Origin of the sequence: Salibacterium aidingense DSM 18341, assembly GCF_000429685.1 — a bacterium.
GTDB lineage: Bacteria > Bacillota > Bacilli > Bacillales > Marinococcaceae > Salibacterium > Salibacterium aidingense.
This window is the reverse complement of sequence record NZ_AUCI01000033.1, coordinates 1-14,748: the sequence shown is the minus strand read 5'-3', so window position 1 is coordinate 14,748 and position 14,748 is coordinate 1. Positions and strand designations below refer to the sequence as shown.

The following is a 14,748-nucleotide window of genomic DNA, read 5'->3' as shown; positions in this document are numbered from 1 at the left end:
AAGGAAATGACCCAGTCATTCTACAGGTTAACAGTGGAAGAAAGCAGACCCGCTTGACGGATGAAAAGACTAAAGCGGGTCTTTTTTTACACTGTTCATACATATAGGTCTTGGATAACGGAGAATAGAAGGAGGTTGTGCCGGTGGAACAAGAAAGAAAACGAAATATCCCCCTGCTTCCGCTTCGGGGGCTGCTTGTTTTCCCAACGATGGTGCTGCATCTGGATGTCGGCCGGGAAAAATCAGTGCAGGCACTGGAGCAGGCGATGGTGGATGACAGCGAGATATTGTTAACGAGTCAAATTGATTTATCTATCGATGAACCGGCCGAAAGCGATATGTACCATATTGGTACCCACGCTAAGGTGAAACAAATGCTTAAATTACCTAACGGAACCATCCGGGTGCTTGTGGAGGGCTTAAGCCGAGCAGAAATCAGTCGTTTTTTAGATAGAGAAGACTATTTTGAAGTGGAAATGAAACTGCTGGAGCCGGAAGAGAATATAAATGATTCGGAAGAACTGGCTTTAATGAGAAATGTGATGGAGCAGTTTGAACAATATGTGTCCATTTCCAAAAAAGTATCCAACGAAACCCTTCAATCCGTTCAGGATATAGCCGAACCCGGCAGGCTTGCCGATGTCGTTTCCTCCCATCTGCCGCTGAAAGTGGCGGAAAAACAAAAACTTCTCGAAACAGTACCGGTCCGGGACAGGCTGATGAAAATACTCGAAATCTTGAATAATGAAAAAGAAGTATTGGGACTGGAACAGAAAATCGGGCAGCGTGTAAAAAAGTCCATGGAAAAAACGCAGAAGGAATACTATCTGCGTGAGCAGATGAAGGCGATTCAGAAGGAACTTGGGGACAAAGAAGGAAAGACTGGAGAGGTCGAAGAACTGAAAGAAAAAATCGAGCAGGTAAACATGCCTCAAAATGTTGAGGAAAAAGCTTACAAAGAGCTTGACCGTTACGAAAAAATGCCATCCACCTCAGCTGAAAGTTCGGTTATAAGAAACTATATAGAGTGGCTGGTTGCGATTCCATGGACAGAGGAAACGGAAGACCGGCTGGATGTTAACCATGCCCAGAATATTCTTGATGAAGATCATCATGGACTCGATCAGGTGAAAGAACGGGTGCTGGAATATTTGGCTGTCCAGGAAATGACCGAATCCTTGAAGGGACCAATTCTTTGTCTCACTGGACCGCCGGGTGTCGGGAAAACGTCTCTTGCCCGGTCCGTCGCCCGCGCTCTGGAACGGAATTTTGTCCGTATTTCCCTCGGCGGTGTACGCGATGAAGCAGAAATCCGCGGCCATCGTCGTACGTATGTCGGTGCTATGCCGGGCCGGATTATTCAGGGAATGAAAAAAGCAGGATCGACAAACCCCGTGTTTTTACTGGATGAGATAGATAAAATGGCAAGCGACTTCCGCGGGGACCCTTCTGCAGCGATGCTGGAAGTGCTTGATCCGGAGCAGAATAATTCATTCAGCGACCATTTTATTGAAGAACCGTATAATTTATCCAAAGTAATGTTCATTACTACCGCCAATAATGTTTCCATGATTCCGGAGCCTCTTCTTGACAGAATGGAGTTCATCTCTATCGCAGGTTATACGGAGGTGGAGAAGCAGGGAATAGCTAAGAATCACCTTCTGCCGAAACAAACGAAAGAACATGGATTAACCAAGGGGAAAATTCAATTTAAAGACGAAGCATTATTAAAATTAATTCGTTATTATACGAGGGAAGCTGGAGTCCGCGGTTTAGAACGGGAAATTGCAACGGTCTGCCGGAAAGCAGTAAAACGGATTATTTCGGGCGAAAGAAAACGAGTGATAGTGACCGTGAATACTATCGAAGAAATGCTTGGGCAGCCGAAGTACCGCTATGGAAAAGCGGAGGAAGAGGACCAGATTGGAGCAGCTACCGGACTTGCCTATACAACAGCCGGAGGTAACACCCTTTCCATAGAAGTTTCTCTTGCAAAAGGGAAAGGGGAATTGACGCTGACCGGCAAACTTGGGGACGTCATGAAAGAATCTGCTCAGGCTGCTTTTAGCTATATACGCTCCCGCTCCGATGAACTAAAAATCGATGCGGATTTTCATGAAAAATATGATATCCACATTCATGTACCAGAAGGAGCTACGCCGAAGGACGGCCCTTCCGCCGGGATTACGATGGCAACCGCCCTTATTTCCGCACTGACCGGCCGTGTCGTAAAAAAAGAAGTGGGAATGACCGGGGAAATTACACTGCGCGGCCGTGTTCTGCCGATAGGCGGGCTGAAAGAAAAAGCAATGAGCGCGCACCGGGCAGGTCTGGAAAAGATTATTATTCCGGAAGAAAATAAAAAAGATATTGAGGACATTCCGGAAAGTGTGAGAGACGGGCTGACTTTTATTACGGTTTCTCATCTTGATGAAGTACTGGCACATGCATTGGGGGAGGAAAATGAAAGTTAACGAGGCGGATCTGATTATAAGTGCAGTGAAACCGGAACAATACCCAAAAACAGGTCTTCCCGAAATTGCTTTGGCAGGCCGTTCTAATGTGGGCAAGTCGTCGTTTATCAACACGCTTGTTACGCGGAAGAATCTCGCCCGGACCTCAGGAAAACCGGGAAAAACTCAGACACTTAATTTTTATAACATCGAAGAGCGTTTTGTTTTTGTCGATGTACCTGGATATGGTTACGCAAAAGTATCGAAGTCCGAGCGTGCAGCCTGGGGGGAAATGATGGAGACCTATTTTTCCAACAGAGAAAATCTGCAGGGAGTAGTTCTCATCATTGACGTACGCCATGCGCCGAGCAAGGAAGATGTACAAATGTATGCCTATCTTAAACATTTTGAACTGCCGATTCTTGTTATTGCCACGAAAGCGGATAAAGTTTCTAAAAATAAACGCCCAAGGCATGTGAAGCAGGTGAAAGAAACGCTCGGGATGGAAAAGACGGATGACATTGTGCTGTTTTCAGCAGAAACCGGACAGGGAAAAGAGGATAGTTGGAAAGCCCTTCAGAAATTCATGTAAAAAAGCAAGCGGGGACAAGGGAAAGCCCGCTTGCGTTTCCGAAATTTAACGGTTTTTTTTCAAAAATAGTAAATAAAGACCGAAGAGAAGAAGCAGCAATGGACCAAACCGCTCTACTCCAAAGGCGGCCTGTTCTCCAATAAGGGTGCGCAGTTCGCTGGAATAAAACAAAGCAGCTCCTGTGAGCAGGAGCAGGATTCCGGTAAACCAACCGGAATTTCTCGTTTGTAAAAAGTCCAGCACGATAGCAAGTCCAAAGTAAAGAAAATACATTCCCGGGTGGTCCGGCCAGAATTCCAGAATTCGCAGTAAATGAAAGTGCAGCCCGAAAAACAGCATAAGCAGCCCCGGTAAAAAGGAAAGGGGGATGCGGCCTGCTGCACTTTCGGCTAAAAATGCAGCCCCTCCCACTATCAACAGGGAGGGCCATGTCATCCAGGCTTCTGCTTTTGTAACCTCCCAATTCTGGAAAAGCAGCATAAGAGCCAATCCGGTAACAATAATACCGTAAAACAGGCTTTGTTTTTTCATGACAGTCCTCCATCACATTATTAGAAACTTGTCGAAAGTTTATGATATCATAAAAGTCAGGAACTGTTCACATTTGATTTTTTGAGGAATTTTACAACCATGATACAATAAGGTATAATACAGCGATTGTGTGGAAAGAAAATAGTAACGATCTATAGATTTGACGTAATTGCAGCAATGGCGGGGTGAAAACATGCATATTATTGTGGCTGGCTTTGATTATAAAACAACCCCAGTAGAAATAAGGGAACAGTTGGCTTTCCAGGAGGAAACACTGCCGGATGCCCTGCATCAGCTTCGCAGTATGAAGAGCATTCTGGAATGCACCATCGTGTCCACCTGCAACCGGACGGAAATTTATGCGGTAGCCGATCAATTGCATACCGGACGGCACTTTATAAAAAAGTTCCTATACGAATGGTTCGGACTTCCGATTGATGAATTCGGCGCCCATTTGAATATCCGTGAAAATGATGCGGCTATCCAGCATTTATTCCGGGTAACTGCTGGTCTGGATTCCATGGTTCTGGGGGAAACACAGATTTTAGGCCAGGTGAAAGACAGCTTTTTTTACGCACAAAAGGAAGAAGCAACGGGAACGGTGCTGAATGAATTGTTCCGTCAGGCCATTACATTTGCGAAAAAAGCTCATCACGAGACAGAAATTAATGATAACGCGGTATCTGTCAGTTATGCCGCAGTAGAACTCGGAAAGAAAATTCTAGGAGAGTTTAAGGACAAGCATGTCGTTGTCCTTGGGGCCGGTAAGATGAGTGAATTGACGGCAAAACATCTTCATTCAAGCGGGGCCGCTGAAGTTACTGTGCTGAACCGGACTTATGCAAAAGCAGCAGAGCTGGCGGAACGCTTTTTTGGTAAAGCAGGAAGCATGGATAATCTACGGAGCTATATGACAGAAGCAGATATCGTCATTTCTTCTACCGGTTCGGGAGAGTATGTTCTCGATAAACCGATGATGGAAAAGGTATTGAAGAGCAGAAAAGGCCGTCCCCTATTTATGGTGGATATTGCAGTACCGCGTGACTTTGATCCGGCGCTGGAGGACCTGGACAACATTTTCTTATATGATATTGACGATCTTCAGGGAATTGTAGCGGCTAACATGGAAGAACGCAGAACAGAAGCGGAAAAAATCGAAGATATGATTTCATCTGAGCTTGCGGCCTTTAAGGAATGGGTGCATACCCTGGGAGTGGTTCCTGTCATTTCGGCGCTCCGGACAAAAGCTCTTTCCATTCAATCGGAAACCATGAACAGCATTGAACGGAAGCTTCCTGATTTATCGGAACGAGAGAAAAAAGTTCTTCGTAAGCATACAAAAAGCATTATCAATCAAATGCTGAAAGAACCGATTACCAGAGCAAAAGAAATGGCGGCAGAACCAGATGCCGAAGATTCTCTTGCATTATTCACTGAAATCTTTGGGCTGGAAGAGGAAGTGGAAATAGCGAAAGAAGCGGAAGAACAGCAGACAAAAGTGGAAGAAGCCGAGAAAGAATGGGGGCGGCAGAAGAAACGTGCCGTATCTCCGTACGCCTACGCGAAAGATATTACCTTCCGTTCCTAGGAGAGGAGTTGTAATGGATGGTTGCTTCAGCCGGAATTATTTATGTTGTGACCATTGTTTTTTACAGCCTGAGCGTATTTGGATATTTTATTGATTTTTTACAGACCAACCGGAAGGTGAATCGAATCGCCTTCTGGTTGCTTTCTATTGTCTGGGTGCTGCAAACGGTATTTTTCATCATCCGGGCTCTGCAATTTGACAGACTGCCCATCATTACGCCATTTGAAGGGCTGTTTTTTTATGCCTGGCTGCTTGTCACGTTATCCCTTGTCATCAACTGGTTTTTCCGGGTCGATTTTCTTGTTTTTTTCACGAATGTGGTGGGGTTTGTGATGATGGCGTTCAGTTTATTTACCCCGGATGGGGACGTTCCTGCTGATTTAAATGATCTATTAATCTCAGAACTGCTCGTTGTCCATGTCACCCTTATTATGATCGCTTATGCGGCATTCACCATTGCCTTCGTGTTTGCGGTATTGTATTTATTACAGCATTATTTATTAAAACGGAAACAGTGGGGGAAACGCCTGCTCCGGCTGGAGAACCTGCCGAGAATGGAACGTCTCTCCTTCATGATGACAACATTTGGCGTGCCGTTCATGCTCCTTGGTTTTATCCTGGGGTTTGTGTGGGCGTCCATTCAGCTGCAGCAGCTGCCCTGGCTGGATGCCAAAGTGCTTGGCTCGACCGTGGTGCTGATTGTCTACAGCATGTACCTTTATCTTTGGGCTGTTAAACATCGCAGAGGTTACAATATGGCATTATTTAATATCTCGGGCTTTTTGATTGTATTGATTAATTATTTTCTATCCAGTGAATTGACGGGTTTTCATTTCTGGTATTTTTAAAGCTGGCTCCCGCCATGGTTTAGATTAGGATATCTTTGTAAAAGCTTTTAACTACGGAAGCTTGGGTCCTGTCAGGCTCGAAGCCAAACATGAAAGGAAGAACAGCTGCGGCCCTCGCTGGGCTCAGCTTCAGATGGAGGAATAACATGCGTACGATTGTATTAGGAACGAGAAAAAGCAACCTCGCAATGAAACAAACGGAGTGGGTCATTAATGAGCTCAATAAAAGAAATCTCCCCTATGAGTTTGAGACAAAAAAAATTGTGACCAAGGGGGATAAAATTCTTGATGTCACTCTTTCTAAAGTTGGCGGGAAAGGATTGTTCATAAAAGAAATTGAGGAAGCCCTCATCCATAATGAAATTGACATTGCAGTACACAGTATGAAAGACCTCCCCGGGGAAATGGAAGAAGGATTTACCCTGGGGGCGATTACAAACCGTGTGGATCCCCGGGACGTTCTCATTTCAAATGAAGATCTTTTACTAGATGACTTACCGTCAGGAGCTGTGGTTGGCACGAGCAGTCTGCGGCGTTCCGCCCAAATTCTGGCGCGGCGGCCGGATGTAGACATTCAGTGGATTCGCGGTAACATTGAGACACGTCTCCGCAAGCTCCGTGAGGAAAATTTTGACGCCATTGTGCTGGCATCGGCAGGTCTTGGGCGTATGGGCTGGGATGAAAAAATCGTAACAGAATACCTTGATCCGGATATTTGCCTTCCAGCTGTAGGGCAGGGGGCCCTGGGTTTAGAATGCCGTGCTGATGATGAAGAAGTACGGAACGTTTTGGATGAGCTGAACGATGAACTTGTGGCAAGACGAGTGACAGCAGAACGCGCCTTTTTGCAGGAAGTGGAAGGCGGCTGCCAAGTACCGATCGGCGGCTACGCCCTGCTTGAAGCCAACGGAGACGTAACATTGACAGCAATGATAGGCTCTCCGGATGGAGCGACGGTGCTGCGTGAGAAAAAGACAGGGTCCAACCCGCTTGAGGTTGGCAGAGAGGCTGCTCAAACTCTTCTCCAGCGCGGGGGGAAAGAAATACTTGATAAAGTGAAAAGCGAGCTTGACTCGTAATGGGGGAGGAGCTTCGCGGCTATACCACGCTTGTAACAAGACCACCGCGTCAGGCTCCGGCTCTGCAGCGCCTTATTGAAGCACGCGGGGGACAGGCACGGGTCCTGCCGTTGATTAAACCCGTCCGTGTCTCCGATTGGGAGGATCAAATTCAGTACGCCCAGGCCCATATATGGAACTGGATTGTCTTCACAAGTGCGAATGCTGTAACTTTTTTTGATGATATTTACACGAACCATGACATCGCCTTCAGCCCTGATTTTCGTGTTGCCGCAGTGGGCCGTAAAACAGCAGAAGTGCTGGAACAGAAGGGATGGGCTGAACCGATTGTGCCGGCGCATTATTCAGCGGAGGGACTGGCAGATCTCCTGCAGGCCAACGTAAAAGAGGGAGAAAACGTATTATTTCCGAAGAGTGCCCGCGCCCGCCATGTGATTCCAGATGCCCTCCGCAGGGCAGGGGCCGACTGCTGCGAGCTCCCTTTGTATACGAGCACGCCTGCGGTGGAGAATAAACAGACCCTGCGGGAATGGGTGAAAAAGGAAGAGCTCGACTTTTTAACTTTTACAAGCCCTTCTTCGGTTCAGGCTTTTGCTTCCTTTATGGAGGAGCTGAATCCGAAGTGGAAGGAGATTCCACTTGTCAGCATTGGAACCATTACTGATGAAGCAGCGGCACGGAGCGGATTTCTTTATCGAAGAACGGCAGACCCATCCACGATTGAAGGACTCGTAAATACTTTAACCGCCTTTTCAAAGGAGGATGTATAAATGGATGATTTAACATTTGACAGACACCGCCGCCTGCGCCGGACACCCGGCATACGGAAAATGGTGCAGGAGCATGCCCTGAGAAAGGAAGATTTAATTTTCCCGATTTTTGTATTGGAAGGCAAGGAGATAAAAAAGGAAGTACCATCGATGCCGGGTGTCTACCAGGTATCTCTGGACCACTTAAATGAGGAAATGGATAGACTGGTAAGCGCCGGCGTTTTATCCGTAATTGTCTTTGGAGTGCCGGAGCACAAAGATCAGAATGGCTCTGAAGCCTATGCTCAGGAAGGTATTGTGCAAAAAGCCATCCGGCAGATAAAAACGGCTTTTCCTTCTCTAACTATTATTGCGGATACATGCCTGTGTCAGTATACGGATCACGGCCATTGCGGTGTGATCGAAGACGGAATTATCGTGAATGACTCCTCTCTTGATTACTTAACGAAGACAGCTGTTTCGCAGGCGGATGCAGGGGCAGATATTATCGCTCCATCAAATATGATGGATGGTTTTACCGCTGCTATCCGGCAGGGACTTGATGACGCCGGCCATAAAGATATACCGATTATGTCTTATTCTGTTAAGTTTGCATCGGCATTTTACGGTCCATTCCGTGACGCCGCCCACAGTTCGCCATCATTCGGCGACCGGAATACGTATCAAATGGATCCGCCCAACCGGCTGGAAGCTCTTCGGGAAGCCCATTCAGATGTGAAAGAAGGGGCCGACTTTATCATTGTGAAACCGGCCTTGTCTTATCTGGACATTGTACGTGAAGTAAAAGAAGAAACGGCTAAACCTGTGGTGGCCTATAATGTTTCGGGGGAGTATGCGATGATTAAAGCGGCAGCTGCAAACGGATGGATTGATGAAAAAGAGGTAGTGATGGAAAAACTGACAAGCATGAAACGGGCCGGCGCCGACCTTATTGTTACGTATTATGCGATTGATGCAGCTCATTGGATCGACGAAGCCTGAAGGGCAGAAAAAAAAGATTACATCCGATCAGATCAGCGGACAAAGCTCGATCCTATTTGATAAGCTGGAAGCAGAAAGAACACGAAAAGGAGTGCTTGTATGAAAACTTTTGACAAATCCCAGGCTGCGTTTGACCAGGCAGAGCCGCTCATGCCGGGGGGAGTGAGCAGTCCGGTCCGGACGTACAATTCGGTGGGGCATCCGCCGGTCTATATCGAAGAAGGGAAGGGCTCTAAAGTCTGGGATCTGGATGGTAATCAGTTTATTGATTACGTTTTGTCCTGGGGACCGCTCATCCGGGGCCACGCCGATGATCATGTCGTAGAACAGTTGAAAAAAGCGGCCGAAAAGGGGACAAGCTTTGGCACCTCCCATCAAATGGAAACAAAGCTTGCAGAACTTATCATTGACCGTGTGCCGTCGATCGATGTGGTCCGTATGGTGAATTCCGGTACAGAAGCAACAATGAGTGCCTTGCGGCTGGCACGCGGCTTCACCGGCAGGGATAAAATTGTAAAAATGGAGGGCTGTTACCACGGCCACGGCGATTCTCTTCTTATTAAAGCAGGATCCGGAGTTGCCACTCTCGGACTTCCGGACAGCCCCGGTGTACCCTCCGGCATCGCTTCCAATACGTTAACGGTGCCGTACAACGATCTTGAAAGCTTAAAACTCGCTTTTGAAAAATATGGAGAAGAAATTGCAGCTGTTATCCTCGAACCCGTTACCGGCAATATGGGCGTAGTCCTGCCGGAAGATGGTTTTCTGCAGGGCGTCCGTGATATTACCGAAGAAAATGGCAGTCTTTTAATCTTTGATGAGGTTATGACAGGATTCCGGGTCGGGTATAACAGCGCCCAGGGGGAATACGGGGTTACGCCGGATTTAACCTGTCTCGGTAAAGTGATTGGCGGCGGGCTTCCGGTCGGTGCCTACGGCGGACGCAAAGATATTATGGCTCAAATTGCACCGGACGGCCCGATCTATCAGGCCGGTACCTTGTCCGGTAATCCGCTTGCGATGACTGCTGGTTATGAAACATTAAGCCAGCTGACTCCGGCTGATTATGAACGCTTTCAGAAACTCGGCCATCAGCTTGCAGATGGCCTCGAAGAAGCCGCCGCCAGGCATGGCATTCCACATCACATCAACCGGGCCGGGGCGATGACTGGCTTTTTCTTTACGAATGAAAAAGTGGTGAACTTTGAAACGGCAAAAACGTCTGACCTCGAATTGTTCGCCCGCTATTTCCGGGAAATGATGCAGCAAGGCATTTCCCTGCCGCCGTCTCAGTTTGAAGGAATCTTCCTCTCCACAGCCCATACAGAAGAAGATATTAAACAAACGATCGAGGCAGCTGATCATACGTTTGCAAAAATAAAAGCATAAAAAAGAGCAGAGCCCGGAAATTATTTTCCGGTTCTGCTCTTTTTTTGCGGCGGAGGGGAGGAAAAGGCAAGGACCATAGCCACTGCCGGAAGCCCCATCATGATCCAGAGTATTTCATTGTATTGTCCAAAGTAATCAAAGGCCATTCCAAACGGCAGCGGGCCGAGGGCGGAGCCGATAACAACTGCAGTGGTGGCAAAGCTTTTCAGTTTTCCCAGGTTGTCAAGGCCAAAGTATTCCGGCCAGATCATGTTATTGCAGATCTTTGACGTGCCATCAAAAACGCCCCATAGGATAATATAGAGAAAAATCATCCACACCGACTGCGCATAGATAAGCAGAATAAGGGTACCTGCGCTTAACAAAAAGCTTAGTCCATACAGGTGATGGACTTTGATTTTCTCTACGACAAAACCGGCGGTCAGGGTGAACACAAAAGCAGCAATCGGCATGAGACTTAATAAAAAGGCGATGACCGGCCGCTCGATGCCTTTTTCCCCTAAAATGGAAAACAAATGAATGGTAATGCCGGTGTTCACCAGGGAAGGGACCACCGCACAAAATAAAGCAAACCAGAATGCTTTGGAACGTACGGCCTCCCGTACAGACCAGGAGGACGCCTTCCGTTCTCTTGCTGAGGCCGCGGCTGCTTTTTCCTTATCTCCGTTTTTTCCTGCATCATCCGGCAGCAGACCGACATCTTCGGGTTTATTGCGGATGAAAATATAAGCAAGCGGTACAAAAACTAGAAGAAGAAGGACTCCCCAGAACTGCCAAGCAAATCTCCATCCCCAGGTCTCAATGAGAAAAAAGTGAATCGGCGGCATGGCAGCTGCACTGGCGAGGACTCCGAGTGTCATAAAGCTGAAAGCACGGCCCCGCTGTTTGGAGAACCATTGTGGAATTAATGTGTTGGGAACGAGTGTCATCGATCCCTGCCCAAACAAACGCAGCATAAAAAATCCGATAATCATCATGACCGGCCCGAGGACCGCACTGTTCCAAAAACATGCCGCAGCCAGCATCGTACCGACGAGAAGGGCGGTATACCGCTGGCCTTTTTTGTCAATGATACGCCCTACCAAAAATAAAAGCAGACCCGCCGCCAGCGTAGCGCCTGAATAAAGACTTGATATCATCGTTCGGCTCGCTGAAAACTCTTCAATATAAATATCCATAAAAACAGAAATGGTATACGTCTGCCCGGGTCCCGAAAAAAATGCTCCCAGTGCGGCAATGACAACAATCAGCCATCCGTAAAAAAACGGGGGATGCACCGGCAGCTTTTCCTTGGATGTCAGGGAACGGGAAGTATAATCTGACTGCTCCATCATGTCACCTTTTCTACTATCATAATTTATAGTGAGCTTTCGTTGTTTCGAGACACGAATATATTCTACCAATCTGTCACAGCAAAGACAATAAGAATTATTTTTAGATCATAGAAAAGAAAAACGGAGCATATAGTGACAATGATAAAGAACGCGGCTTGAAAAAATAAGACAACCTTATTGATATCATATATGAAGGAGGGGCTAAACAATGGGAGAAGAACACTCTTCAGCATTGACATTTAACCTGGAAGAATCGGTATGGCTTAATCAGGGGGAAAAAATTAAAGAACTCCTTTCTCTTGGGCTGGAACCGGATATACGAATTGAGGAAAAATATGATTATGTCGATATTAAAGGGGGTCTTTATTTAAAGGGAGAGTATTACCCAGTACCTCAAGAAGAGAAGGAAGAAGAAACACAGCAGCCGGTTCCGCAATATGTAGAGAAACATTCCTTACGGGAAGATGGGGTAGGCGAACTGCAGCATTTCTTTCCGGTGGACGTAACGGTTCCCTTAAATCGAATCAGTAATTTAGACGATATTTATGTGAACATAGATAGTTTCGATTATGATCTGCCGGAACCGGGATGCATTCAGCTTACAGCTGATGTCAGCATCACGGGAGTGAATGAACTGGAAAGAGAGCAGGATCAGGAACCACTGGAAGAAACGACCGTTCAGGAAGCCATGCCGCGGTGGGAAATGGAAGAAACCTATCAGCCGGATGTAGATCCTCCTGCAGACAATGTGGATGAAGCCGGGGAAGAGATGGAAACCGAGGAAGTCCGGGAAGAATTGCCAACTGAAGAAGCACAGGTGGAAAACACAGAAGAGGCAGGCGAGGAAAACACCGGAGAAACAGCGGAGGTGGTCACCGCTTTTCACAGCCGGGAACCGGAAGAACCGGAAGAACCCAAATCGGGAGAAATAGAGGAGGCACCTGCAGAAGCAGATGCTGAAAATAAAGTGGAGCCGGAAAGTTCGGGCCGGGATGACAATGCGCTTTATTTAACAAAAATGATGACGAGCGGAGATGAGGATTTCTCCCGGCTGAAGATGTGTATCATTCAGGAAAATGAGTCCTTAGATACGATAGCGGAACGGTATGATACGACAATCGGCCATCTCCTTCGTTTTAACCGGCTTGATCAAGATCACGTGGAAGAAGGCCAGATTTTATATATTCCAGGAGGAGTCTCCCAGAAGAATAATGAAGACCGATAACTTCACCGAGATTCTAAAGCACTACGCCATCCACCCCCGCCGGATCATCCGATGGGGGAAAGTGAGAAAGATCGAGGCAGACGAGGGTCTCTTTGCGTTAAAAGAAACGACCCTGACCGGGGAACAGACGGAAACATGCTTTCATACCGTCCGCTATTTTGAAAGGCAGCAGCTTCCTGCAGTGACACCGATTTTTCCAAACACAGAAGGAACGTTTTATGTAGAGAAAAACGGCCGTTTTTATTATTTAATGCCATGGGGGCAAGGCAGCCGGGGAAAGCGGCAGGAGGTTGATTTTTTTACAACGCTTGCCTTATTTCACCGGGCCACGAAAAGAACAACGGTGATCGATAAAGAAATGCTGGGCAGAGAAGGGGAGAGAAAAAAACAAAAAGAGGAAAAAGAGCTGTTGGAATTGGAAGTGTATGCCGATGATATCGAACGAAAACGCTACTTTTCTCCGTTTGAATTGTCGGTATTGACTTCTTTTCCACTGATTTACGACTGCTGCAAACAGTCCGCGGCTTGGTTTGAAGAATGGGAAAAGCAGACATTTAATACGTTGAAGACACCGGAAGTTCAGTGCCACGGACGCCCTTCGCCGGATCATTTGATTCTGGACCCGGAGCAGCGTCTTCGTTTTATTAACATGGAGCATACTTCGCCGGGCCACCCGGTGCATGACGCAGCGTGGCTGTTCCGAAGCTGTATGAAGGAACGGCAGTGGGAACCATGCTCGGGAGGCAAATGGATCAAAGCTTATGAAGAACATAACGTCTTCACGCCGGAAGACAGAGCCTTGTTAAAAAGCCGTCTTTTATCACCGGCTCCCCTTTTTGATGTAATAAACAAAGCCCGCCGGCGTACGGCTCGTACAGAACCGGAGTGGACGATGCATCTGGAGGGGGAGATGCATCTGCTGGAAAAAATAAAACAGGATATTGCAGGTTGGCCCAAGGAAGAGCAGTGGTCTTAAGGAGTAAAGAGACAGAAAAGATAGGCGCCGAGTAATAAAAAGAGTAAAAAAACGTCAAAACTCGTAGGAAAAATAAAGGTCCGTAACAACTGAAAGAGAATCAGCGTCAACAGAATCTGCATGACAGCCAGTTTCCATCTCCACCACCATCTCGGTTTCGGCCGGTGATGGCGGTGTTTTTTTTTATGTTTTTTCGGCGGGGGGTACGGCGGGCGCGGAGGACCGGGATATGAAGGGTAGTAGCCCATGAGTATCCACCTTCTCTGACAAAGTATCGTATTATTATCCTATGTGTGAAACATGATAATGTGCAGAAAAACATGAAACAGACGGCCCTGTCTTGACGAAGGGGTGTTTTAAACGTAAAATATGACTATACTTATATAGGAGATGCGCAAAACAGGGAGGAGTACGAACGGATCCGCCTGACCAGAGAGAAAAATCCGGAGGCTGAGAGATTTTTCAGGCAGGACGCTCAGAAGGTCGCCCTGGAGCAGCTTTTCTGAAGCGAATCAGTAGGAAAAGTCGGAAGAACCGTTACCCGGAGAAGCGCACAGGCGTTTATGCTGTGAATAAAGGTGGTACCGCGGGAATACTCTTCGTCCTTTTCAAAGGTTGAAGAGGTTTTTTTATGTGAAAAACAGGAAATAAGGAGCATTCCTGTTAGGGGAAAATGTGAGTTTTGAACAAAAAAGAGCCCCCTTGGTATAGTACGGAGTGTCTGATGAAAAATCATCGACCTCGAATCCAGGAAACCAAGGAGGACTCACCATGCATTATACGCAAAACGAAAAACTCACGCAAATCACCTCTAACACACTCATTATTGGCGTAGATATCGCTAAAAACAAACAGGTGGCTCGTGCTTTCGATGACCGCGGTTTTGAATTTGGAAAACGAATCAGCTTCTCCAATGATAGAGAAGGATTCGAAGCTTTTCTACAATGGGCAGCCATGCATCAAGAAAATCATCACAAGACCG

General features: G+C 47.0%; 12 protein-coding genes, 1 pseudogene and 1 other annotated feature. Of the genes and pseudogenes, 11 read left to right on the top strand and 2 right to left on the bottom strand.

Annotated elements, in window-relative coordinates:
- Window positions 1–143 precede the first annotated feature (143 nt).
- Together lon and yihA are read left to right on the top strand one after the other, a co-directional pair.
- Complete coding sequence (gene lon, locus G475_RS0120225) at window positions 144–2,474, top strand: endopeptidase La (protein ID WP_026702820.1); 2,331 nt, start codon at window positions 144–146, stop codon at window positions 2,472–2,474.
- Window positions 2,464–3,045, top strand: a complete 582-nt coding sequence (gene yihA / locus G475_RS0120220) for a ribosome biogenesis GTP-binding protein YihA/YsxC (RefSeq protein ID WP_026702819.1) — start codon at window positions 2,464–2,466, stop codon at window positions 3,043–3,045. The genes lon and yihA overlap by 11 nt, the downstream gene beginning before the upstream one ends.
- A gap of 45 nt (window positions 3,046–3,090) precedes the next feature.
- Here the strand turns inward: yihA and G475_RS0120215 are convergent, their stop codons facing one another.
- Window positions 3,091–3,576 (bottom strand): LiaI-LiaF-like domain-containing protein, encoded by a 486-nt coding sequence (locus G475_RS0120215; protein WP_026702818.1) that lies wholly within the window; start codon window positions 3,574–3,576, stop codon window positions 3,091–3,093.
- Window positions 3,577–3,769: 193 nt separating this feature from the next.
- On the opposite strand from G475_RS0120215, the gene hemA reads away from it, so the two are divergent.
- From hemA to hemL, 6 genes are all read left to right on the top strand, one after another.
- Complete coding sequence (gene hemA, locus G475_RS0120210; protein WP_026702817.1) at window positions 3,770–5,164, top strand: glutamyl-tRNA reductase; 1,395 nt, start codon at window positions 3,770–3,772, stop codon at window positions 5,162–5,164.
- 17 nt (window positions 5,165–5,181) lie between these two features.
- Window positions 5,182–6,012 (top strand): cytochrome C assembly family protein, encoded by an 831-nt coding sequence (locus G475_RS0120205; protein WP_026702816.1) that lies wholly within the window; start codon window positions 5,182–5,184, stop codon window positions 6,010–6,012.
- 146 nt (window positions 6,013–6,158) lie between these two features.
- The gene (gene hemC, locus G475_RS0120200; protein WP_026702815.1) at window positions 6,159–7,091 is read left to right on the top strand and encodes a hydroxymethylbilane synthase; all 933 of its coding nucleotides are present in this window, start codon (window positions 6,159–6,161) and stop codon (window positions 7,089–7,091) included.
- The gene (locus tag G475_RS25800) at window positions 7,091–7,861 is read left to right on the top strand and encodes a uroporphyrinogen-III synthase (RefSeq protein ID WP_051302776.1); all 771 of its coding nucleotides are present in this window, start codon (window positions 7,091–7,093) and stop codon (window positions 7,859–7,861) included. The genes hemC and G475_RS25800 overlap by 1 nt, the downstream gene beginning before the upstream one ends.
- Window positions 7,862–8,842 (top strand): porphobilinogen synthase, encoded by a 981-nt coding sequence (hemB, locus tag G475_RS0120190; RefSeq protein WP_026702814.1) that lies wholly within the window; start codon window positions 7,862–7,864, stop codon window positions 8,840–8,842.
- 99 nt (window positions 8,843–8,941) lie between these two features.
- On the top strand, window positions 8,942–10,231 hold the full coding sequence (gene hemL / locus G475_RS0120185; RefSeq protein WP_026702813.1) for a glutamate-1-semialdehyde 2,1-aminomutase: 1,290 nt from the start codon (window positions 8,942–8,944) through the stop codon (window positions 10,229–10,231).
- A gap of 20 nt (window positions 10,232–10,251) precedes the next feature.
- On the opposite strand, the gene G475_RS0120180 is transcribed toward hemL, so the two are convergent.
- Window positions 10,252–11,565, bottom strand: a complete 1,314-nt coding sequence (locus G475_RS0120180) for an MFS transporter (protein WP_084414217.1) — start codon at window positions 11,563–11,565, stop codon at window positions 10,252–10,254.
- 208 nt (window positions 11,566–11,773) lie between these two features.
- On the opposite strand from G475_RS0120180, the gene spoVID reads away from it, so the two are divergent.
- The 3 genes and pseudogenes from spoVID to G475_RS0120160 all read left to right on the top strand — a co-directional run.
- Complete coding sequence (spoVID, locus tag G475_RS0120175) at window positions 11,774–12,790, top strand: stage VI sporulation protein D (protein WP_026702811.1); 1,017 nt, start codon at window positions 11,774–11,776, stop codon at window positions 12,788–12,790.
- Window positions 12,777–13,766 (top strand): phosphotransferase, encoded by a 990-nt coding sequence (locus G475_RS0120170; protein WP_026702810.1) that lies wholly within the window; start codon window positions 12,777–12,779, stop codon window positions 13,764–13,766. Before spoVID ends, G475_RS0120170 begins: the two co-directional genes overlap by 14 nt.
- A gap of 388 nt (window positions 13,767–14,154) precedes the next feature.
- Window positions 14,155–14,376 (top strand) — a binding site (T-box leader).
- Window positions 14,377–14,537: 161 nt separating this feature from the next.
- Window positions 14,538–14,748: pseudogene (locus G475_RS0120160) on the top strand (IS110 family transposase); the annotation flags it as partial.

Excerpts from the sequence above, each read along its gene's own strand:
- G475_RS0120215 (WP_026702818.1), bottom strand. The coding sequence starts at position 3,576 with ATGAAAAAACAAAGCCTGTTTTACGGTATTATTGTTACCGGATTGGCT.
- G475_RS0120205 (WP_026702816.1), top strand. The coding sequence starts at position 5,182 with ATGGTTGCTTCAGCCGGAATTATTTATGTTGTGACCATTGTTTTTTAC.
- G475_RS0120180 (WP_084414217.1), bottom strand. The coding sequence starts at position 11,565 with ATGATGGAGCAGTCAGATTATACTTCCCGTTCCCTGACATCCAAGGAA.
- yihA (WP_026702819.1), top strand. The coding sequence starts at position 2,464 with ATGAAAGTTAACGAGGCGGATCTGATTATAAGTGCAGTGAAACCGGAA.
- hemB (WP_026702814.1), top strand. The coding sequence starts at position 7,862 with ATGGATGATTTAACATTTGACAGACACCGCCGCCTGCGCCGGACACCC.
- spoVID (WP_026702811.1), top strand. The coding sequence starts at position 11,774 with ATGGGAGAAGAACACTCTTCAGCATTGACATTTAACCTGGAAGAATCG.
- hemL (WP_026702813.1), top strand. The coding sequence starts at position 8,942 with ATGAAAACTTTTGACAAATCCCAGGCTGCGTTTGACCAGGCAGAGCCG.
- hemA (WP_026702817.1), top strand. The coding sequence starts at position 3,770 with ATGCATATTATTGTGGCTGGCTTTGATTATAAAACAACCCCAGTAGAA.
- G475_RS0120170 (WP_026702810.1), top strand. The coding sequence starts at position 12,777 with ATGAAGACCGATAACTTCACCGAGATTCTAAAGCACTACGCCATCCAC.
- hemC (WP_026702815.1), top strand. The coding sequence starts at position 6,159 with ATGCGTACGATTGTATTAGGAACGAGAAAAAGCAACCTCGCAATGAAA.
- G475_RS25800 (WP_051302776.1), top strand. The coding sequence starts at position 7,091 with ATGGGGGAGGAGCTTCGCGGCTATACCACGCTTGTAACAAGACCACCG.